Here is a 21,415-nt window from a genome sequence, read left to right as displayed (position 1 = left end):
AATTAAAAAGTTAATATTCAAAATATCTCTGACGCTAAAGAAGGCCTGAGGTCAAACCCACCAAACCCGCCATTATGGCCGAAAGGACCCACTTTTTATGGATTTTTCGTCTTGTTAATATTTTTCCATAACATAGAACATCAAAGCTAAAGCATCTGCTTGATTATCATCTCTAGGTGAAAAACCTTTTTCACGTATCGCTTCAATAACTTCACTCTTACTTGCATTGCCTTTGCCTGTGATAAAGCGTTTTATAGTCTTAACAGGAACACTCTGATAGGGAATATGATTCTCTTCACACCAAGCAGAGAGAACTGCAAGAAAACCACCATAACAATGCGCTGCATCAGTTCCAAGGTGTCTTCTCACTTCCTCAAAATAAACTGTTTCAATACTTGGAAATTTTTCTTTCATTTCATTCAACCACTTACGAAAATTTAGAAATACCATGCCACCTCCACTAAAACGACTAGTATGAAAACTCTCACTGCCACTTTGAACTATTCCATCATGTAGAATAGCCCATCCGGTTTGTTTCCCTAAATCTAGTGTTAGTATTGACATTCTGTAAGATATTTGTTTGGAGGTAGCCTAAGCAATAACATGGACACTTAAGTTACCTCTTGAAAATAGTGGGAGTGAAAATTACGAGTTTCAAACTTTCATACCCCTCTACTAATATATATCGCAAAAACTTCACAGAATGTTCAAAAAAATATTATTTTTTATGTTTTTTCAAATTACGCTGAACAAATTCATTTCATTTTGCGATTAATTACTTATGAGGAAACAGAAAAAATCCCTGATAAGTTTTAATGGAGAATTTATGAATATTTCATGCGATTTCAACAATACTATTTCACAAAGTTATCTACCATCATCAGAAGAAACAGCGAACATAAAATTAAGGCTTCTGGCCGATCTCAGATCTTGTCTTTCTTACTTGCTACCAAATGGGGTTTTTCATGGTAATAGGTTTTATGTAGGTGATGTACATGGTAATCGAGGAAAAAGTTTAGTAGTAGAATTAACTGGTAGTAAAGCTGGGCTTTGGAAAGATTTTGCAACAAATCAAGGTGGTGATATTATTGATCTTTGGGCAGAAGTACACTCCAAAACAGAATTTCATGAGATAATGGCTTCTATAGCTGAGTGGCTTGGGTATAACAAAAAATATACAGAGAAGCAATACATTGACGAAGACTTTGAGAAATTTATTACCTACAGTTGGAATTATTATGATGAAAATGGTCAGGTGATTGTAAAAGTTTACCGTTCTGATTTTCCTGGAAAGAAAAAAGTATACAAGCCTTTTAATGTTAAAACGTTGAGTTATAAAGCACCTGATACAAGACCACTATACAATATCCCTGGTATTTTGAAGTCTGATAAAATCATTCTTGTTGAAGGTGAAAAATGCGCAGAAGCACTAATAGAAAAAGGAATTACTGCAACAACCACAATGTCTGGAGCAAATGCAGATGCGGACAAAACTGACTGGTCACAACTTAAAGGCAAGCATATTGTTATTTGGCCGGATAACGATGAGCCTGGTAAACAATATGCTGAAAATGCTACTACAAAACTTCTCAGCTTAGGTATTGCATCGCTTTCTATAGTCAAAATTCCAGAAGGTAAACCAAAAGGTTGGGATGCTGCGGACTATGTACAAGAAAACACAAATGTTTCTGACTTCATTGAAAATAACTTGAAAAAGGTAATTATTAGACCACCACTGAACATTTTAGACTGGAGTGCAGATCGTTTTGTAGGTCCAGTACCAGAGCAAAAGTTTCTTGTTGAAGGAATATTTCCCTTGGGTGTTACTTCAATAGTAGCTGCTATGGGAGATACAGGTAAGGGTATGCTACTCCTCGATTTGGCGCTTAAGGTTGCAAGTGACACAGATCAGATATGTGGTTTTGGTTCACCTGTTACTGAACATGGATCAGTAGTAATCTTTTCAGCAGAAGATGATGCAGGCGAGGTACACCGTCGGCTTGAACGTCTTGATCCTGAATGTAAAAGATTAAAATTTAAAGATAAGCTGTTTATAGTACCACTACCAAACGTAAGAGGATCACTGACAATACTGAGAAGTATTCGTGGTAAAATTATTGAAGTTTCGCCTGAATTTGAGTCTATAATAAAACAACTTGATAAAATTAAAGATCTGAAATTAGTTGTGTTTGATCCTCTTGCATCGTTTATTCATGCAGACATAAATGCTGATCCTGCTGTAGGAGATTATCTAATGTGTTTATTGTCTGATTTAGCATGTAGTACCGGAGCTTCGATAGTTACTGCTCATCATCTGAGAAAACCAAAAGGAGAAAAGCCTATATTAACTGCTGAACAAGCACGTGATGCAATTAGAGGCACATCTGCTCTTGTTAATGGTGTCAGATGCTCATATGCTTTTTGGCCAGTAGAAGGTACAGCTAAGCCAGAGATCTTTCAATCAATAGGAGAAGCTCCAAGACAGAATGCGTTATTTTATGGAGCAGTTGTTAAGGCAAATGGTTTAGCTGACCGAACTGTACGTACTTACCTGAGAAACCAAGAAACAGGGCTATTAGAAGATATAACAGTGCAACTAAAAGGTAAAAATGCTAGTGAAAAAGACCTTAAAATGTATCTTGTTGATGCAATTGCAAGATCTGCTGTTGCAGGGCATCCATTCACTCATACAGGAAATACAGGAGTATACAAACAACGGCACAGATTACCTGATATTCTTCATGGTCTAGGGAGAGATAGACTAGAGCGTATAGTACAAGAACTTCTACAAACAAAGAAGTTAGTAAAAGGAATGTCTACAGGCTCGAGAGAAGATAAATGGCTTGATGTTAGAGAAGGCCCTTTTGCTCGTGGTGTTGGAAAATTTATTCATGGAGCTGAAGGTATTATACCAAATCTCATTGCTAACAAGACAAATTAGAAACAGCCCTTTTTGACTATAATTGAAGAGTTTAAGCAAATTCATAATATGTTCTATTTGTCTTTCCAATAACAAAATTAGTTGTAGATAAAATTACGGGTAAGCTCTTCAAGCATCTGAGGGTTTACCCTATTTTTTTATTACAAGCATTGGAATACATTATATATTATAACTTCAACTAGAAGTTGATAGAATATATAAAAAATCATACCACTAATAATTGAATTATGTTCCTATTCCTGCGTTACTGAATCAGTAATCAGAAATTAAGGAATGAAAAATACCTCTAGAAACCTAAACTTTATACTCTCTATTCCTAAAAGTGTTCCTAGAAAGCACCCCTCTAAAGTTGGCCATTATGGCTGATTCTACGTTCCTAAAACCCTTATATTATTATATAATATATATGAGTAATAAATAAAAGTAATAATAAATAATAGTAAATTACAAACAGTATAAAATGTTAATGAAAGTAAAAAGACTACAAAAATATTACTAAGATATTTAAATTGAATAAAAAAGAACAAATGGCTCACAATAGCGTTTTTAAAAGATTCTACGACTTTAAGGTCAATTATACTACCTTGAACTAAAGAACGCTTATAAACCACATTAAAACCGATTAAAAGGCAATTAACACTACATTTTAACTTCGCAAAAGATTCCTACCCAACTTTATCATGTTTTATTTTAGTTATAAAGAAATTTTTTTTAAAGCTGAATTAACTTGAAAGAACATAAAAAACCTAACAAACAGTGGAAGGATAAACATGCTGAGTTTTAAAATCAAAGTCTTTAGTAGATTTAAAAGGCCTAATCATTTTTGTCTTTTTGATGAGCTTTATCGAACCAATTTTAAAATTATTTAAACTTTTTTTGAAAAATTTCCGGAAAAAGTTGTGACTAATCCGGTATAATTATTATAGAGGACTATGAATTTTAGATGCTCCAGAAAGAAGCGGTTAAACAAATGCTTAGAAAAAAATAAAATGACCTTCAATTGCGTTTCAAGACGATTCTGTAATGAATTATACCACCTCTATGCAATAACGCTTGTTGTTTGTAAAGAAATTTCTTACAAGCCTGACAAAAAAATTCACCTTTCTTTATAGGGTTAAAAAAGTTTTATAAAATCTTTAATTCTTTAGTAGAAATCTTATTGGATCAACCTATTTTTCTTCTTTTCACCGAACCATGTCTGAACAAATTTTTCACATGGGGGATGCTTCAAGAAAAAAGGCCAGAATATCAATAGTTTTATTTTTTCATATGGGGGAACGAATTTTTCCCATGCCGTACAAAGTGAGGTTAAAACCCTTCATCCTTATTCCTTTCAATCTTTCATGGAGTGCTATATGCAATCTAAAAATAAATATCCTGGTATTGATCCTTCAATCATTAAACAAATACGAAAACGTGCTAGACAAATTAAATCTTATAAATGCTGTGTTAATTCTGATATTGAAGATATAAAGCAGCAGCTCTTATGTGAAACTTGGTCTGATTTAAGCCAGTATAATGGTGAAGAAAGTGGTAGAAATGCATTTATTCATAGTGTCATAAAAAACCATGCAATAAGCCTTCTACGCAAACAATCCTGTGCTAAACGTGGTAGTAAAGCAGGCGTAGCATTTGTTGATATTACTGACTTGGATGATGTTATTGATGAAAATAGTAATTTTGCAGATAAAGTAGCAGCTAGTGTTGATATAAACGAAGCAATTTCAAAACTACCAAAGCTCTGGCAGGACATTTGTTATCAGCTTGAATCTCATAGTATCTCTGAAATCGCAGAAATACATGGAATATCTAGAACAACCATCTATGACATTAGAGAACAAATACGCGCTAAACTTGCTCATCTCAAAATATATTTATGAAAATTTTTGAACAAATCGTCGTCATTTTGCGATTACATATTATGAAGGGGTAATAAAACTATGACTTTAAAAATAATAAATAGTGAACAAAGAGTAAAAATGGTAACAGGTGTGAAGATAGTAATCTTCGGACCATATGGAATTGGTAAGACCAGTCTGCTTAAAACTTTGAATGAACCGACACTTTGTCTTGATTTTGAAGCTGGGCTACTTGCTGTTCAAGATTGGCAAGGGGATTCTATAAGTATTCGTACCTGGAATCAAGCTCGCGATATTGCCTGCCTAATTGGTGGACCTAATCCTGCATTAAAATCTGATTCAGCATATAGTCAAAGACACTATGAGCATGTATTCAGTAAGTACAAAGATCTAGAATTCTCTAAATATAGCTGTATTTTTATCGACAGTATTACAGTAGCCTCGCGGTTATGTCTTTTATGGGCAAAAATGCAACCAGAAGCTTTCTCTGACAGAAATGGCAAACAAGACATGAGAGCTGCATACGGGTTACTTGCTCAAGAAATGATGGCTTGGCTCAATCAGTTTCAACATATTCCCAATAAAGATATCATTACAGTTGGTACGTTAGGTCAATATTTAGATGACTTCAATCGCCCAACTTGGCTACCACAATGCGAAGGAGCTAAAACTGCCAGTGAAATACCTGGTATTGTTGATGAAGTAATTAGCATGGTAAGCATCAAGAAGGATGATGGTACAGAGGTACGTTCCTTTGTTTGCCATACTATTAATTCTTGGGGATATCCTGCTAAAGATCGTAGTGGTTGCCTTGATATGGTTGAAGAGCCGCATTTAGGTAAATTACTTACAAAAATCAAAACTAAAACCTTTTCTACTTCTACTCAATTTATGCCACACAACTAACTTTTGGAGGTTACATATGTTACAAGACTTTTTAACTACTGGTCAAAAGATTCCCTTTTTCAGTATGAAAGAATATTTGAATGACCAATCACCTATACCGAAAGACATCGTCTCACCAAGAATTTTAACTCAGAGAAGTTTATTGGTTCTAGGTGGCCCTCCTAAAATAGGTAAAAGTGACTTTTTGATCTCTTGGCTTGTCCATATGGCTGCAGGTGTTTCTTTTCTTGGTATGACTCCAAGTAGACCTTTGAAAATCTTCTACATGCAAACTGAAATTGAATACGAATATATGAAGGAACGTTTGCAATGTCTTCAACTTGATCCAGAACTTTTGGCAATAGCTGCTAATAACCTAATAATTACGCCAAAAGTGCATTTATCATTTTGCCATGAAGAAATAAATTACATAAAAGAAATTGCGAAGGAACGCTTTAAGCCTGATATTTTGGCAGTGGACCCTCTGCGCAACATCTTTAGTAGTGAGTATGGCAATGAAAACGATAATAGCGCTATGCTATTCTTTCTGCAAAAAACTCTTGAAAAACTACGTAATGCTATTAACCCAAATGCTGGAATAATATTAACGCATCACACGAAAAAATTATCCAAGAAAATGCTCGAAGAAGATCCATTTCAGGGCTTAAGTGGTGCTGGATCTCTCAGGGGATTTTACACTACTGGCATGGTGATGGTTGCTTATGATGAGGAAAGTACCAGACGTCAAATAGTACTTGAGCTACGCAATGGTAAACGTGTGCCAAATAAACTTATCGATAAGATCAACGGTAGCTGGCAGCTTCTTGATCAATGGAATAACTGAGCTTTTTTTAAAAATCAATTGATATATAGGGGGCAACTTATGCTGCAAGATTTTTTAACTGATTTCAATAATGCAAAACTACAGAGTAGTTTAATACCTAAAGGTACAATAGTCAAGGTAAAAATGGCAATTAAGCCTGGTGGTTACGAAAATTGGTTCACTAAAAGCTATGATACTGGCAGCATCTATTTAAACGCTGAATTTACCGTCATTGAAGGTCCATACGCAAAATGTAAGATTTACCAAATAATTGGTATTAAAAGTGGCAAATCAGAAGGTAAAGAAGATACTTGGGGAGAATCTGGACGTTCTATGATTCGCAGTATTTTAGAGTCAGCTCGTAATATTCATACAAATGACACATCAGAAAAAGCAGTTCTTGCGCGAAAAATCAACTCAATTGCAGATTTAAACGGCCTGGAGTTCACAGCAAAAGTAGGCATTGAGGCTAATAATACCTATGGAGATAGGAACAGAATTGCTACGGTCATTACTCCTGAACAAGAGAAAAATTCAGACGCTGATTGGATACCATTCTAAATAAATTGCAACTATTTTTATAGTAAATTAATCGGAGGTTACATGGAGTTTTGCATTACTGAATCAAGACAAGAGATAAAAATGTTATTGGCTCACAATATTAAAGAGTGTCTGTCTTACTTATTGCCTGGTGGTAAATTTGGTTATGGGTTCTATTCTGGAAATATTAATAAAGACCACTTGATGGTAGTGGCAGAAGGTAAGCAAACTGGCACTTGGTATAACTGTGATAAGAAAACTAACGGAGATATTATTGAACTCTGGAGCATAATAACCAATAAAACTGATTTTTCTGAGATTACCAGCCTTATAACCAAGTGGCTTAGTGAGCGTATAATAGCAAAATATAGCTACCTTGATAAAAATAATGAGGCTATAGCTTATGTTTATTTGTATAAAAACAATTATAGACATATATGGAATCTAAGAACCTCTAGGAATGGTCTGAAGCCATTATATAACATTCCCGGTATTATTAAGTCTGATGAAGTGATTATAGTTAAAGGTGAAAACCGTGCTGATAGTTTAATAAAGAGAGGTTTTACAGCAACAACTGCAATAGATGATGATATTGAGAAAACGGATTGGTCTATGCTAACAGATAAGCATATAATAATTTGGCCGGAAAAAGATGAACAATATGTTAAAAAAGTAGCAGTGGAACTAGACAATTTAGGTATGTCCTGTGAGAATCCTGAAAGTTTAGGTATATCATCTGAGAACCGTGAAAGTTTAAGTGTATTATCTGAGAAAAAAGCATTTCCTGCTAGTCATTATCTAAATGATAAATCTCCATCACCAGAGGATATAATTTTACCGAGAATTCTTACTCCTGGAGGACTTTTACTACTTGGAGGAGCTCCAAAGGTTGGCAAGACTGATCTACTGCTTTCTTGGTTAGCACATCTGTCAGCGGGACTACCGTTTTTGAGTATGGTTCCAATTAGACCATTAAAGATCTTTTATCTTCAAACTGATCTTGAATATCCCTACATTAAGGAACGGCTACAACAATTGAAATTTGATGATAAATCTCTAGAATTAATATCAAAAAATTTAATTATTACACCAAAAACAAGCTTACTTTTGAATTCTCAAGGAGTAGAAGAAGTAAAAGATATTATAGCAGAGAGACTAGACGTTAAAACAGTTGATATCATTGCTATAGATACACTACGTGGTGTTTTTGATTTCAATCAATATAAAGGAGAAAATAGTAATAGCTCGATGTTTTGTTTTTTAAAAGATAGAGTTGAAAAATTGAGGTCTATAACAAACCCTAGTTGTGGAATCATTTTAACGCACAATACTAACAAGGTATCGAAAAAGTCATTAGTAGAGGAACCATTTCAAAACTTTAGCGGAGCATCGGCTTTAAGAAGTTTTTATACTTCAGGGATAATGATGATCAAGCCAAACGGAGAACAAAATACTCGTCAATTGATATTTGAACTTAGAAATGGTAAATCTATTTTACCTATGCAGATCGAAAAAGTAAATGACAGTTGGCAAACTGTATCAGAAAAACCAACTGTAAAACAACGTCGAAAAAAAAGTTATGACATCATTTTACGGTTAATTAATGAGAGAGCAGCTAAGGGAAAATTTTATACTAAAAGCCAATTTTGCTATTTATTTGAAGATACATTTGGTTTGAAGAGTTGTCATTCCATTCGTAGATATGTTAACGCATTAGTTGCTTCAGGTTATATTAAATTCTATGAAAAAGAAATACCAGAGCGCGTAAAAGTTATGAAAGTTGTAAGTTAAAAATGTGATATAAAAGAGATAAGAGGGAAAGATAACCCTACTCACTATAGGAATAGGGCTATCACGGGCGTGTGCGACCGAATGAAAGTTGGTATTACAACCGTAGCCATCAAGGTAAACTAGCCCCATCTCTCGATACGTTTGAATAGTTGCATGGGACATATGTATGCACCCGTTTACAATCTTAAATTAATTAAACTATCGAGGTTATTTATTATGATTACATCTTATCAAAATTTCATTGGCATTGATATCGGAAAATTTAAAAATGTTGCTGCAGCTTATAACCAAAGGAGAGCTATCAAGTTTGACAATGATGCTACTGGTTGGCAACAGTTGTTTCAAAAATTTTCAGATATCCTACCTAATTCTCTAGTAACTTTAGAAAACACTGGAAAATATGAGCTTGGCTTAGCACATTTTCTTGTTGATAAGAATGTTGCTGTACATCGAGCTAATACTCGTAAAGTAAAAAGTTTTATCATATCACATGGAACTTTAGCAAAGACAGATCAATCAGATGCAAGAGCCCTTGCTCAATATGGTTTTGAACGCTATAGTGCTCTATCTCTATTTGTGCGTATGTCAAAAGAACAAACCGCCTTAGTTGCACTCTGTCAACGTCGTGATGACATTACGCAAATGAGAACTCAAGAGAAATGTAGGCTTGCAGCACCTGAAAACGACTATATAAAGGAAAGTTGCCAAAAAACAATAGACTTTTTTACCAGTCAGATAAATGAGTTCAACGATGCCATACAAAGAATTATTGATAAAAATCCAGAGTTACAAAAGCGTCAAAAAATCTTGAGAACAGTGCCAGGAATAGGTCTCAAGTTATCACAAGTTTTTGTGTGTCTAATGCCAGAACTTGGCCACCTAAACAAAAAAGAAGTTGCAAGTCTTGCTGGAGTTGCTCCACATCCAAAAGAAAGCGGTAAAACTATTGGTTATCGAAGGATAACAGGTGGTAGAAGCAACGTTCGTGCAAAGCTTTTCACAGCTGCTATGGCTGCTGCAAGATCTAAATCTGCACTTGGTGCTTTTTATTCTGATCTTATTGGTAGAGGTAAAAAGAAGATGGTAGCTATAACAGCTCTAATGCGAAAAATCATAGTAATTGCCAATGCAAGACTTAAAGAAGCAATTAATATGAAATAAAAAAAATCTGTATAGAAAATAGGTTAACGAATATGTGCGTCTACACACATTTAAAGCACATATTCGTTAACCATAAAATCTAAGCAGTGCTTGCTGTTTGATATAAATTTCTTTCTGTATAAACTAGGGTTTTTGTTGCCAAAATACATTTTTCAATTGAATAAAAATACAAAATTATCAACAAATGAGACTAAATTCAAAAAATTTTAAAAAACATAGTTGATGGCAGGAGGGAGCAGCACTTCGAGACGATATGAGATCAGGATTTACGTTTTGTGGTATAACATTTGAGGAATATAGAGGACAAGCAACTGACCCTGAAGGAACCGTGAGAAGATTTATTGAGAAAGATACAGGGCACTGTTTTCCACTAGGAACAGCAAGCACATTTACAACATATTTTGCACCAGCAGATTTTAATGAGACAGTAAATACACTAGGAAAACCACTTTATGCAAAACAAGAGCCAAGGAGGTTTGATAGAGGGACTGATTTGCATACACAGTCGAACCCTCTGCCAATGTGCCACCGCCCGGCCGTTTTGGTCAAGGTCGTTGCAACATAAAAATACTGATAGAGCAACAAAAAGGCAGTTAGTATTCTATCAGCATATAGCGTACTGATGAAAACTTAATGAATAAAATAGAAGAATGCAAGAGAGTATTAAGCGATTATTTAAAGATTGTCTTATCCATTTAGGGGAGTTAGCTTTATATGAGTCAAAGAATAAGTCATATATGGTACAGGTATTAAAGCAACAGCCAGATAAATTATACGAGATTGGTGAAGGACAATTTGTGGAAGAAACTTTAGCGTTAGAAGTAAGTGCGTTTGATGGTGCGTCCAGAGAAGGTAAGTATGTTCAGTAGGAGTCAAACCTACCAGGATAAGAGTCGGAGTCCTGTAGCTTGGGTAGCAGTATGGAGGGAAACCAAGATACTGAAGCCTACCGACAACGTTATCGTAAGGATAAAGGCGAGTTATCGGGCCATAACGGAAGTGAACACATAGGTGGCCTCGAAAACACAGTACTGAAGGCCGAACCAGCCGTCAAATGGTGAAGGCAGTACAGAAGGTTGAAAAACGACTGATACAACTGTTCTACTTCAGCGGGGTGATAGTGATGGCACGATAACAAGGACATACAAAACAACTGGAGAAGCCCTCCTCATCCCAAGGAGAAATATCTTGGAGAGGTAGGTTCTATAACTGGAAACAGGAAATGAACCGAAGATGAAAGGGTGGCGGATGGGTGCGTAGTAGCGAAGAAGTGAGGTAATGCTCATGGAGCAAAGGTACCCTACTAGTAGAAATCTTTTAACAAAAGGGAGGTAAAGGTAAAATGATAAAAATGCCAATAAAATTACAAGACCTGAGAAGAAAGATATATACCAAAGCGAAGGCAGAACCGGAATGGCGATTCTGGGGAATCTATGTTCATGTTTGCAAAATGGAAACACTGAAAGAAGCCTACAAGCTAACAAAGAGGAGTAATGGGGCACCAGGAATTGACAGAGTGACATTCGAATTGATAGAAGCAGAAGGCTTAGAAAAGTATCTCCAACAAATAAGATATGAACTAATAACCAAGACCTATAGCCCAAATAGGAACCGGAGAAAGGAAATACCAAAAGCTGGGGGAAAACTCAGAGCATTGAACATACCCTGCATCCGTGATAGAATAGTGCAAAGTGCACTAAAGCTAATAATTGAACCAATATTCGAATCTGACTTTCAGGACGGATCATATGGATATAGACCTAAGAGAAAAGCGCATGAAGCAATAAAAAGGGTAGAGAAAGCAGCAATCAAAGACAATACAAAAGCTATTGACATAGATCTGAAATCCTACTTTGATAATGTGCGACATCATATTCTTATGGAAAAGATTGCCAAGAGAATAAATGATAAAGAAATCATGCACTTGATCAAGCTAATCCTCAAGATGGGAGGAAAACGAGGAATAGCGCAAGGATCAACGATTTCGCCGTTATTGAGCAATATATACCTCAATGAGGTAGATAAAATGCTAGAGAAAGCAAAAGAGGTGACCAAAGAAGGAAAATATCAACATATAGAATACGCAAGATGGGCAGACGATTTAGTAATACTGATAGATAGACACCCAAAATGGGAATGGCTGGAAAAGTCAGTATACAAAAGGTTACAAGAGGAATTAGCAAAAATAGAAGTAGAAGTAAATGAAGAAAAGACAAAAGTTGTTAACCTAAAAGAAGGGGAAAAGTTCAGCTTTCTAGGATTCAATTTTCGAGAGAAAATTACAAAACAAGGAAAATGGACGGTAGAAACAACACCACAGATGAAAGCACGAACAAACCTACTTCACAAGTTGAAGGAAGTATTTCGTTGGCATAAATCGCAACCAATAGAGAGAGTGATTCATATCATTAATCCGATATTGAGAGGGTGGATAAACTATTTTAGGATTGGAAACTCAAGTCGAAGCTTTCACTACGTGAAGCATTGGGTAGAGAAGAAAATAAGACGCAATTTAATGAAAGCCAGAAAAGCAAGAAAAGGATTTGGCTGGAAGAGGTGGAGTAGAGAATGGATATATAAAACCCTGGGTCTATATTCGGACTACAGAATAAGATATTACATTCCGAAAGCATCACCAGCACAATATGTTATAAATTTTGGTAAAGAATCTACTAGGAAAGCGTAGTGCGGGAAAACTGCATGCTGCGTTTGATGAGGCGGGAGCTGGAAACGTGAATATGGGAATTTTGGATTGAGGCCCAACATGAAAATAATGGATCAGCCACCAAACCCTAAAGAGGCGCGCCAGTTCTCGACCCTACTGTTAAAGCCAATAGTAGGAGATGTTTTTGTTATAGGTGATCGAAGATATAAAGTACACTCACCGCCACTTAGAGACAAGTCTGGAATAACGTGGAAAATAAAAGCGTCTGGGGTGTAAAATGTCTATTCATATAGAAGTTGAGGTAATAGAAAGTGTAAATGCTAAAAGAAGAAAAGTAGAATTAGCAACGGTAAAGGCATTAAACAAAACGGCACTATGGTTAAAAGCGCAAGCAGCTAAGGAAATTAGTGAGGAAAAGAAGATAAAATTGACGTTAATGAGAAGAAGGCTAAGAATTTTTAAGGCGAAAACTAGCAGATTAGAAGTGTTAATTAGAGCAAATCTCTATGACATTAGAGCATCGACAATTGGTAAAATACAAAAAACAAGAAGAGGATCGAAAGTAGGAAAGCATGAGTTTATAGGAGGATTTGCAGCAGTTATGCCAAAAGGAAATAGCGGTATTTTTAAGCGTGAAGGAAGAACAGCATTACCAATAAAGGAAATTAAGTTGCTACTAGAACCAGAGGCTTCAAGGATAATAGGTAATCTTGTTAATTATGAAGTTGAAAAGGTATTTGAAAAATTCTTCCACCGCGAATTAAGTTACATTACATCTATATGAATTGGCAAGATTTACATAAAGCAATTTGCACTAAGTTAAAAGAAGAAATATCAGCAATTCAAACTTGTGATATTTATCCATCGATAAGAAAAGAATTATTAGCGCCAGCGTTATTTGTAGAGCTTGTGAGTTTAGAATCGGGAAAAGATCCAGGAACAGAGGAATTAGCACTGAAAGCAAGATTTGAAGCACGAATTGTGATTGATAGCACAATAGAAAATGCAGCTATTATTGTCAGAACATTAGCAGCAGAAGTAGCAAGAGTAGTAAATAAAAATACTTGGAATGTGGAAAATGTTTCACCAGGAGAATTTATATCTGCGGAAATTGACGGATTTAGACCCGAATTAGATGCGTATTTGGTGTGGTTGGTTGAGTGGAGTCATCAGCTTCATTTAGGTAAATCGATATGGACAGAAAATACGATTAAGCCACATACGATTACAATAGGAGAAAATGTTAGAGAGTAATTTTGCTATTTCAGAGCTGCAAAGAAAGTTAGCAAACATTGTACGAATAGGAATTGTAAAAGAAATAGATTATGAAAAAGCAAAAGTAAGAGTGAAAATAGGAGAATTTTTAACAGATTGGTTGCCGTGGATAACAAGTAAAGCAGGAAAAGATAGAGATTGGTGTCCGCCAGATATTGATGAGCAAGTAGTTATACTTTCCCCGCTGGGAGAATTATCTTTAGGAGTAGTACTTCCTGGAATATATCAACAAAAGTACTCTGCTCCAGAAAATAAAAAAGAGGTGAGTAGCTTAACATTTCAAGATGGAACAAAGTTGTCATACGATAAAGATAAACATCATTTAGAGATTGAAGTAGTAGACAAAATAACACTGAAAGCTGGGGAATCAAGTATAGAAATGACAAAAAGTGGAATAAAATTGAAGGCAGATAAAATAAACCTTAATTGATGAATAAATCGGTTGTGCGAGTAGGAGATCATTGTGCAGAAGCAACACCACATTTTTGCATTAGCGGCAGTAATAATGTTTTTGTGAATGGTAAACCAGTTTGCCGAAAAGGAGATAATTTTACAGAAAGTAGAGTATTAACTGAAGGGTCAAAAACAGTGTTTACAAATGGGTATGGTATAGGAAGAGTTGGAGATTCAATATCTTGTGGTTCTAAAGTAATGAGTGGTAGTAATAATGTTTTTTCAGGATAAAAATAAACCATCTGTTATACTTACAAAAAGTAAGGTTATGAACATGGATATAACTACTAGCCTATTAGGAGACGTTAGTAATTTAATAGATAGAGCAAAGAATCATCTTTCTGTTCAATTCAACTCTACTCTAGTATTGCTAAACTGGCAAATTGGCTCCAGAATTGACCAAGATATTCTAAAGCACAAACGCGCAGATTATGGGAAGCAAATCATCTCCCAACTTGCAAAAGAACTTCAGATTAAATATGGACGTGGGTTTGATAGAGCGTCATTATTTCGTATGGTGCAATTTTCTAAATTCTTTCCTGATCAAGAGATTGTCGCGACACTGTCACAACAATTGAGTTGGTCACATTTTGTAGAAATTATTGCAATTTCTGATGAGCTGAAGCGTAATTATTATATAGAAATGTGTCGTATTGAAAGGTGGAGTGTTAGGGCACTACGTAGTAAAATCGATACTATGTTGTATGAACGTACAGCACTAGCAAAAAAACCTGAAGATTTCATAAGAAGGAGTATAAAAAATTTACGTGAAGAAAATATGTTAGCACCAGAATTCATTTTTCATGACCCATACTTCCTTAGCTTCATGGAATTGCCATCAAGTTATAGTGAGACTGATCTAGAAAATACAATCTTGGATGAATTGACAAAATTTTTACAAGAGTTTGGGAATGATTTTTGTTTTGTAACACGTCAAAAAAGGATGAGTACTAAAACAACTGACAGGTATTTGGACCTGCTATTTTTTCACAGAGGATTAAAACGCCTTATAGCAATAGAGCTAAAAATAGGCCGTTTTGAACCAGCTTATAAAGGACAGATGGAATGGTATTTAAATTGGTTAGATAAAAATGAACGAAAAGCAGGTGAAGAAAAACCGTTAGGGATTATTTTATGTGCTGATAAGGATCAAGAGGATATAGAATATCTTGAACTCGAAGGCTCTAATATTCATGTTGCACAGTATTTAACACAGCTTCCTTCTAAAGAAATTCTTGAAAAGAAGTTGAGAAAGGCTATTTCTATAGCACGTGAAAAACATGCAAGTATTCAGTCAGAGCCATGAAAAATATATGCGAGGAATGGATGCTAAAACAGGAAAAGCATTAGAAGGAATAGAGCACTTAAAGCAGTCGATAATTGATATACTGACCACTCCTATTAACAGTAGAGTAATGAGAAGAGATTATGGTTCTCGATTATTTGAATTAGTAGATAAGCCAATAAATAGAGATTTAACTTTGGAAATCTATGCAGCAACAGCAGAAGCACTGGGGAAATTTGAGAAGAGATTTAAGTTAGAAAAAGTAAAGATTGCTGAAGCTAAAGAAGGAAAAATGACTCTTGTACTTGAAGGTATGTATCTTTCAGAAGGCAAATTCATAGGTATTAGTGGAGTAGTTGTTTAAAAATGCAGCAGCCTGAATCACTGAACTTCGAAGAGATTTTTGCTCGGATGAAAGAAGAATTAATAAGTCGAGATAAAAGTTTTACAGCACTAATTGAAAGTGACCCAGCGATGAAGATTTTAGAAGTAGCAGCATGGCGAGAACTTTTGCTTAGAGAAAGAATAAACGAAGCAATAAAAAGTAATGTACTGAAGTTTGCAAGGGGAGAAGATCTTGATAATTTAGCTGAGTTTTATGTTGTAGAAAGAGAAAAAGGGGAAGATGATGAACGATTTAGAAAAAGAATTAAAGCAAAGATAGCAGGTTGGTCAACAGGAGGAAGTAAGGAATATTATAAATATCATGCACTGTCAGCAGATAGTAGAGTAAAAGATGCACTAGTGGAATCAACTATACCAGGGAAAGTACAAATTTCAATCTTATCAACACAATTATCCACAACTGGCATAGCGTTAGAAGAGCTACTTGAAATTGTAAAAAAGCAGGTTACTAGAGATGATATAAGGGTTTTAACAGATACAGTAACAGTAGTTGGTTGCAATATTATGGAAATAGATATTCACAGCAGAATGAGCATAAGTCCTTTAATATCAGAAGAAGAAATCAAGAAGCAGTTTATTGAAAGGTTTGAATTAGCAAAAAGATTAGGGTGGAGTGTGACAAGATCTTGGATAATAGCGAATTTATTTGTAGATGGTGTAGAAAATGTGGAATTAATCGAGCCAAAAGAGGATGTTGTGGTACTGGGGAATGAGTGTGCAAATTTGCGAAATTTAAAATGCTATTGCCACTAAACGCAACAAAACAAGAAAAAGCATTGGTAGATGCGATAGATTATAAAGTAGATCCAAACTGTATCAGAGGATTTAAGTTTAGTCTTAAAGAAGAAACATTGCCGTGGATAATAGAAGAATATGGTTTAGAAGAGATACTGCGTTGGGTAAAAGATAGAAGAAAAGCCGTAGTAGAAGGAGTAAAATTTCAAAGACTACGTGGAACCCCAGCATCACTCAAAATAGCACTCAAGTGGGCAAATATAGAAGATATTACAATTATTGAAGAGCCACCCGGTAAACATTTTTTCGAGTTGCAAATAGGAATAAAGGATGTTCCAAATGACTTTTTTGTGGATGCAGTAGTAGAACTTGCAAAACTATCATTACCAGCAAGATCAAGGCTAATGAGGATTTTCAATGATCACTACAATGTTGACAGGTTTATTTTAGATGAAAGCTTTTTTGGAAGTTTGTTGTCGGATTACTCAGGTAGAAAAGTTGAAAAAGATGGGCCAGTGTTATCGTTTGGAAGAATAAATTTTTTCAGGTCTAGTGGTCCAGTTATTAGGATTATAGAAAACTATCTACGCGATCATTATGAACGAGCTTTAAGCAATGATATATATCGCCTAGATGTAGCAATCCTTGGAGAAACCGAGCCTCACACAAAGAATTATAACGGTATTTATGAAAGAAATCATTTGTGGTACAATTTAAAAGCACTATATCCATTACCACAGAGCTTATTGCCAGAAATAAAGTTTGCAAAAGCGCAGATAGTATTATCAAACAGTTGGGATTTAGGAGACATAAATACGTGCTTTCCAGTTAGTAGCGTAGAAGAAAGAGGAAATAAATTTGTATTGGGAAGCGATAAACTTTCAGGGCAACATTGGAGTTTAAAACACAAGCCAATTTTAGAAAGATTCAGTATTATCCATCGTTACAAAGTAGAAAATTATACAGATCAGAAGGTCAGAAAATATGTTTTAGCAGAACACAACATTTACTATAAAAACGACTTATATTCAGAGCAAAAAGACTCAATACACGAATTAGAAAAGCACATTTTAGTGTTTTACCCGGGAGTACTGAAATGGCACGAACATCGACATTTGCACAGAAGTTGGAAAAATAGTCAAGCAATATGTATAATAAGTTAAATACTTATATTTAGATCCTCATATATTATATTAATAATAGTTTAAAGTGTATGAAATAAAAAGAAAAGGACTTGCTTTCTCATGCTAAAACGGACATGACTTGAATAGCAGCAGGTAAACATAAGAAATTTATCTGGCGCTAGAAAAGCTAATTTTGTGAGGTATGAAATGAGTTTTAGCAAGAGTAAGTTTTTTAAAGAAGTATCAAGTAAAGATATTAATAAAAGAAATGAAGAAGGAGAGACGATCTTGCATCAAGCAGTAGAAATCTCCGATTACAAAACAGTGAGGTTCTTAATAAAGAAAGGAGCAGAGGTAAATGCAAGAGATAAAAATGGTTATACACCTCTACACTGTGCAGTATTCGCAAAGAGTTTAGAAAATGTAAAAGTGCTGCTAAGGGAAGGAGCAGAAGTAAATGCTACTCAATATGTCACTGGATGTACGCCACTGCACTCTGCGTGCAAAGGAGCAGGAGTTGAAATAATAAAAGAGCTAGTAAAAGCAGGAGCTGAGGTTAATCAACTGAATAAGTATGGCGCAACGCCAATGTATTACATCTGGGAAAGTGAAAAGTATCGTCTATGTGATAGCAAAGGGAGTGAAAAGGCAAGTAAATTTTTGAGAGAAAAAGGAGGAGTAACAAAAAGTAGAGAACTGACATGCTATGAAATAGAGAGGCTAGTGGGAGAAATAGCAGACATGTTGAATGGGAGTTATTTACCGGAGCTAAAAATAATAGAGATAGGAGAAATAAGGAAGAGAGACAAATCACTAATAAAGGAAGAATGTGAAAATTTAGCAAGCAAAATAATAAGCCAAGTAAGTGAAATGATAGATGAGGTGGTGAAAAGGAGGGCTTAAAATTCAAAAAAAGGTGAGGTAGGTTATGAGTAAAAAAGGAAAAGAGGAGTCACTATTAGAGAACTCATTTAAAAATATTTATGCAAGAGACAAGAAGGAAAGAACAGCTCTGCATTATGCAGTAGACGCAAAAACAGTGAAGTTGTTAGTTGAAAAAGGAGTGAATGTGAATGCAGCAGATGTGAAAGGATACACAGCACTGCACCTAGCGGTAACGGAGAAACGTCTAGAAATCGTGAGAGAATTGATAAAATCAGGAGCAGAAGTAAATGCTGAGGAATATGGAAATAAATGCATACCTCTACACCTTGCGTGCATGGTAGGAGAAAAAGAAATAGTGGAGGAGCTAGTAAAAGCAGGAGCAGAAATAGAGCAAGCAGATAAATTTGGAATGACAGGGATGGATTATGCGAAAAACAGCAAAGAGATAACTGAAATATTGAAGAAAGAAACAGACAGAATTGAAAAGTTATTTGAGAAATTATAAAAGGCTAAAAATATGGAGGAAGAAATAGCAAGAAAGGTAAAAGGTTTGGAGAAAAAAACATTGGAAGAGCTGAGGAAAATATGGAAGAAGGTATATGGAGAAGAAGCGCCTAGATACTCAAAGAAATACCTGATACCAAGATTAGCATATAGAATACAGGAGGAAGCATATGGAGAAATGTCAAGAAAAGGAGCAAAAAGACTAGAGTATCTGGCAGATCGGCTAGAGAAGGGAAAAAGAATAAGTAGTGACAAATTACCAGTAGCAGGAACAGAGTTGATACTAGAGAGAGGAGAAGAGACGCATGCGGTAATGGTGACAGATAAGGGTTTAATCTATAGAGAAGAATTTTTTACGTCATTATCAGCAGTAGCCGGAAAAATAATGGGAATGAGCTACAACGGACCTTTATTATTTGGAATGCGTGATAAAAATGGAAGTTGAAAATGCTAAAAGAAGTAAGGTGTGCGATATATACAAGAAAATCAAATGAGGATGGGCTAGAACAAAAGTTTAATAGCCTTGATGCCCAGCGAGTAGCATGTGAAAAGTACATAAAGAGCAAAGAAGGCTGGGTAGCATTGGCAAAAAGGTACGATGATGGCGGATATTCAGGAAAAAACTTAGAAAGACCAGCAATAAAGGAGTTATTTGAAGATGTTAAAGGAGGAGAAGTAGATTGTGTAATAGTATATACGCTAGATAGGCTCTCAAGAGAAACAAAAGACAGCATAGAAGTGACATCATTTTTTAGAAGGCATCGAGTAAATTTTATAGCAGTAACACAAATATTTGACAATAATACGCCAATGGGAAAATTTGTACAAACGGTATTGTCAGGAGCAGCACAACTAGAAAGAGAAATGATAGTAGAGAGAGTAAAAAATAAAATAGCAACATCAAAGGAGCAGGGGTTATGGATGGGTGGAACTGTGCCACTTGGGTATGATGTAAAAGATAAGGAATTAATAATAAATGGAAAAGAAGCAAAGACGGTAAAACATATATTTGAGAGGTATATGGAGCTAAAATCAATGGCAGAATTGGCAAGGGAGTTAAATAGTCAAGGTTACAGAACGAAAGCAAGGTTTGATATCTTTAAAAAAGCAACGGTGAGGAGAATAATAACAAATCCAATATATATGGGAAAAATACGGCATTATGAGAAAGAGTATGAGGGAAAGCATGAAGCAATAATAAAAGAGGAAAAATGGCAAAAAGCACAAGAATTGATAAAGAATCAACCATATAGAAAAGCAAAATATGAGGAAGCACTGCTAAAGGGAATAATAAAGTGCAAGAGCTGTGATGTAAATATGACGCTGACATACTCAAAAAAAGAGAACAAAAGGTATAGATATTACGTATGTAACAATCATTTAAGGGGAAAGGGTTGTGAATCAGTAAATCGAAATGTAGTAGCAGGAGAAGTGGAAAAAGAAGTAATGAGGAAGACAGAGAAGCTATATGAAAAATGGGAAGAAAAAGCGGAAGAGTGGAAAAATTTAAGTTTTGGAAAGCAGAAAGAAGTAGTAAAAAAGTTAATAAAGGGAGTAATGGTAAAAGAAGATGGAATAGAGGTGAGCTCAGAGGATAAGGTGGAATTTATACCAATAAAAAAGAAAGGAAACAAATGCACAGTAGTAGAGCCAGAGGGGAAAACAAACAATGCATTACTGAAAGCAGTGGTGAGGGCTCACCTATGGAAACGTCAGCTAGAGGAAGGAAAATACGCAAATATAAAAGAGCTGAGTGCTAAAGTTAATATAGGTACAAGACGTATACAACAAATTTTAAGATTAAATTATTTAGCACCAAAAATTAAAGAAGATATAGTAAATGGGAGGCAGCCAAGGGGTTTGAGGTTAGTGGATTTAAGAGAAATACCGATGCTGTGGAGCGAGCAAATAGAAAAATTTTATGGATTAGCGATGTAACGTTTATAAAAGTAACAAGAAGAGATGACAATGAAAAAAGAAAATATTTCAGTTTATTACTGAAAAATAAGAAACACTACAAAAGAGCTGCTATAGAGATTTTTATTAAAATTTAGCTCAAAATTAATTAAAAGTTTATGCAAAAA

General features: G+C 35.1%; 22 protein-coding genes and 2 pseudogenes. 23 read left to right on the top strand and 1 reads right to left on the bottom strand.

What is annotated here, in order from left to right:
* Positions 1–114 precede the first annotated feature (114 nt).
* Positions 115–564 carry a crossover junction endodeoxyribonuclease RuvC gene (locus tag ABWU65_RS07985; RefSeq protein WP_353279979.1) on the bottom strand — a complete coding sequence of 150 codons (450 nt, stop codon included), beginning with the start codon at positions 562–564 and terminating at the stop codon, positions 115–117.
* Positions 565–826: 262 nt separating this feature from the next.
* Between ABWU65_RS07985 and ABWU65_RS07980 the strand changes: the two genes are divergently transcribed.
* The 23 genes and pseudogenes from ABWU65_RS07980 (at position 827) to ABWU65_RS07870 (ending at position 21,269) form a co-directional block, all read left to right on the top strand.
* Entirely contained in the window at positions 827–2,941 is a 2,115-nt protein-coding gene (locus ABWU65_RS07980) for an AAA family ATPase (protein WP_370397693.1), read from the top strand.
* A 1,355-nt stretch (positions 2,942–4,296) separates the two neighbouring features.
* Entirely contained in the window at positions 4,297–4,821 is a 525-nt protein-coding gene (locus ABWU65_RS07975) for a sigma-70 family RNA polymerase sigma factor (RefSeq protein ID WP_007301868.1), read from the top strand.
* A gap of 60 nt (positions 4,822–4,881) precedes the next feature.
* A complete protein-coding gene (locus ABWU65_RS07970) occupies positions 4,882–5,706 on the top strand; it encodes an ATP-binding protein (protein ID WP_012482039.1) in 825 nt (274 codons plus the stop codon).
* Positions 5,707–5,722: 16 nt separating this feature from the next.
* Entirely contained in the window at positions 5,723–6,529 is an 807-nt protein-coding gene (locus ABWU65_RS07965) for an AAA family ATPase (RefSeq protein ID WP_353280107.1), read from the top strand.
* A 39-nt stretch (positions 6,530–6,568) separates the two neighbouring features.
* Positions 6,569–7,069 carry a hypothetical protein gene (locus ABWU65_RS07960; RefSeq protein ID WP_007301871.1) on the top strand — a complete coding sequence of 167 codons (501 nt, stop codon included), beginning with the start codon at positions 6,569–6,571 and terminating at the stop codon, positions 7,067–7,069.
* A 42-nt stretch (positions 7,070–7,111) separates the two neighbouring features.
* A complete protein-coding gene (locus ABWU65_RS07955; protein WP_353280109.1) occupies positions 7,112–8,839 on the top strand; it encodes an AAA family ATPase in 1,728 nt (575 codons plus the stop codon).
* Between the two features lie 216 nt (positions 8,840–9,055).
* Complete coding sequence (locus ABWU65_RS07950; protein ID WP_353279985.1) at positions 9,056–10,000, top strand: IS110 family transposase; 945 nt, start codon at positions 9,056–9,058, stop codon at positions 9,998–10,000.
* Between the two features lie 223 nt (positions 10,001–10,223).
* Positions 10,224–10,565, top strand: a pseudogene (locus tag ABWU65_RS07945) (major capsid protein); the annotation flags it as partial.
* An 85-nt stretch (positions 10,566–10,650) separates the two neighbouring features.
* Positions 10,651–10,836, top strand: a pseudogene (locus ABWU65_RS07940) (hypothetical protein); the annotation flags it as partial.
* 506 nt (positions 10,837–11,342) lie between these two features.
* The gene (ltrA, locus tag ABWU65_RS07935) at positions 11,343–12,686 is read left to right on the top strand and encodes a group II intron reverse transcriptase/maturase (RefSeq protein WP_264374788.1); all 1,344 of its coding nucleotides are present in this window, start codon (positions 11,343–11,345) and stop codon (positions 12,684–12,686) included.
* A 78-nt stretch (positions 12,687–12,764) separates the two neighbouring features.
* A complete protein-coding gene (locus ABWU65_RS07930) occupies positions 12,765–12,941 on the top strand; it encodes a hypothetical protein (protein WP_264376337.1) in 177 nt (58 codons plus the stop codon).
* 1 nt (position 12,942) lies between these two features.
* Positions 12,943–13,449, top strand: coding sequence for a phage tail protein (locus ABWU65_RS07925; RefSeq protein WP_353280104.1), 507 nt, complete (start codon positions 12,943–12,945; stop codon positions 13,447–13,449).
* Positions 13,446–13,919, top strand: a complete 474-nt coding sequence (locus tag ABWU65_RS07920) for a hypothetical protein (RefSeq protein WP_253303090.1) — start codon at positions 13,446–13,448, stop codon at positions 13,917–13,919. The genes ABWU65_RS07925 and ABWU65_RS07920 overlap by 4 nt, the downstream gene beginning before the upstream one ends.
* Positions 13,906–14,370, top strand: coding sequence for a phage baseplate assembly protein V (locus ABWU65_RS07915; RefSeq protein WP_353280102.1), 465 nt, complete (start codon positions 13,906–13,908; stop codon positions 14,368–14,370). Before ABWU65_RS07920 ends, ABWU65_RS07915 begins: the two co-directional genes overlap by 14 nt.
* On the top strand, positions 14,370–14,624 hold the full coding sequence (locus ABWU65_RS07910) for a PAAR domain-containing protein (protein WP_063630987.1): 255 nt from the start codon (positions 14,370–14,372) through the stop codon (positions 14,622–14,624). The genes ABWU65_RS07915 and ABWU65_RS07910 overlap by 1 nt, the downstream gene beginning before the upstream one ends.
* 37 nt (positions 14,625–14,661) lie before the next feature.
* Complete coding sequence (locus ABWU65_RS07905; RefSeq protein ID WP_353280100.1) at positions 14,662–15,699, top strand: YhcG family protein; 1,038 nt, start codon at positions 14,662–14,664, stop codon at positions 15,697–15,699.
* A 7-nt stretch (positions 15,700–15,706) separates the two neighbouring features.
* A complete protein-coding gene (locus ABWU65_RS07900; RefSeq protein ID WP_353278945.1) occupies positions 15,707–16,042 on the top strand; it encodes a GPW/gp25 family protein in 336 nt (111 codons plus the stop codon).
* Between the two features lie 2 nt (positions 16,043–16,044).
* Positions 16,045–16,836, top strand: coding sequence for a baseplate J/gp47 family protein (locus ABWU65_RS07895; protein WP_353278841.1), 792 nt, complete (start codon positions 16,045–16,047; stop codon positions 16,834–16,836).
* Positions 16,821–17,981: a phage tail protein gene (locus ABWU65_RS07890; RefSeq protein WP_353280098.1), complete on the top strand. Its 1,161-nt coding sequence runs from the start codon at positions 16,821–16,823 to the stop codon at positions 17,979–17,981. The genes ABWU65_RS07895 and ABWU65_RS07890 overlap by 16 nt, the downstream gene beginning before the upstream one ends.
* 168 nt (positions 17,982–18,149) lie before the next feature.
* Complete coding sequence (locus ABWU65_RS07885) at positions 18,150–18,845, top strand: ankyrin repeat domain-containing protein (RefSeq protein WP_353280096.1); 696 nt, start codon at positions 18,150–18,152, stop codon at positions 18,843–18,845.
* Positions 18,846–18,870: 25 nt separating this feature from the next.
* Positions 18,871–19,332 (top strand): ankyrin repeat domain-containing protein, encoded by a 462-nt coding sequence (locus ABWU65_RS07880; protein ID WP_353280095.1) that lies wholly within the window; start codon positions 18,871–18,873, stop codon positions 19,330–19,332.
* 12 nt (positions 19,333–19,344) lie between these two features.
* Positions 19,345–19,776 (top strand): DUF2924 domain-containing protein, encoded by a 432-nt coding sequence (locus ABWU65_RS07875; protein ID WP_353280094.1) that lies wholly within the window; start codon positions 19,345–19,347, stop codon positions 19,774–19,776.
* 2 nt (positions 19,777–19,778) lie between these two features.
* The gene (locus ABWU65_RS07870) at positions 19,779–21,269 is read left to right on the top strand and encodes a recombinase family protein (protein ID WP_353280093.1); all 1,491 of its coding nucleotides are present in this window, start codon (positions 19,779–19,781) and stop codon (positions 21,267–21,269) included.
* Positions 21,270–21,415: the final 146 nt, after the last annotated feature.

Origin of the sequence: Wolbachia endosymbiont (group B) of Silvanus unidentatus, from assembly GCF_964028615.1 — a bacterium.
Taxonomy (GTDB): Bacteria; Pseudomonadota; Alphaproteobacteria; order Rickettsiales; family Anaplasmataceae; genus Wolbachia.
The sequence above is the reverse complement of the archived record's forward strand: the minus strand, read 5'-3'. Positions and strand labels throughout refer to the sequence as shown.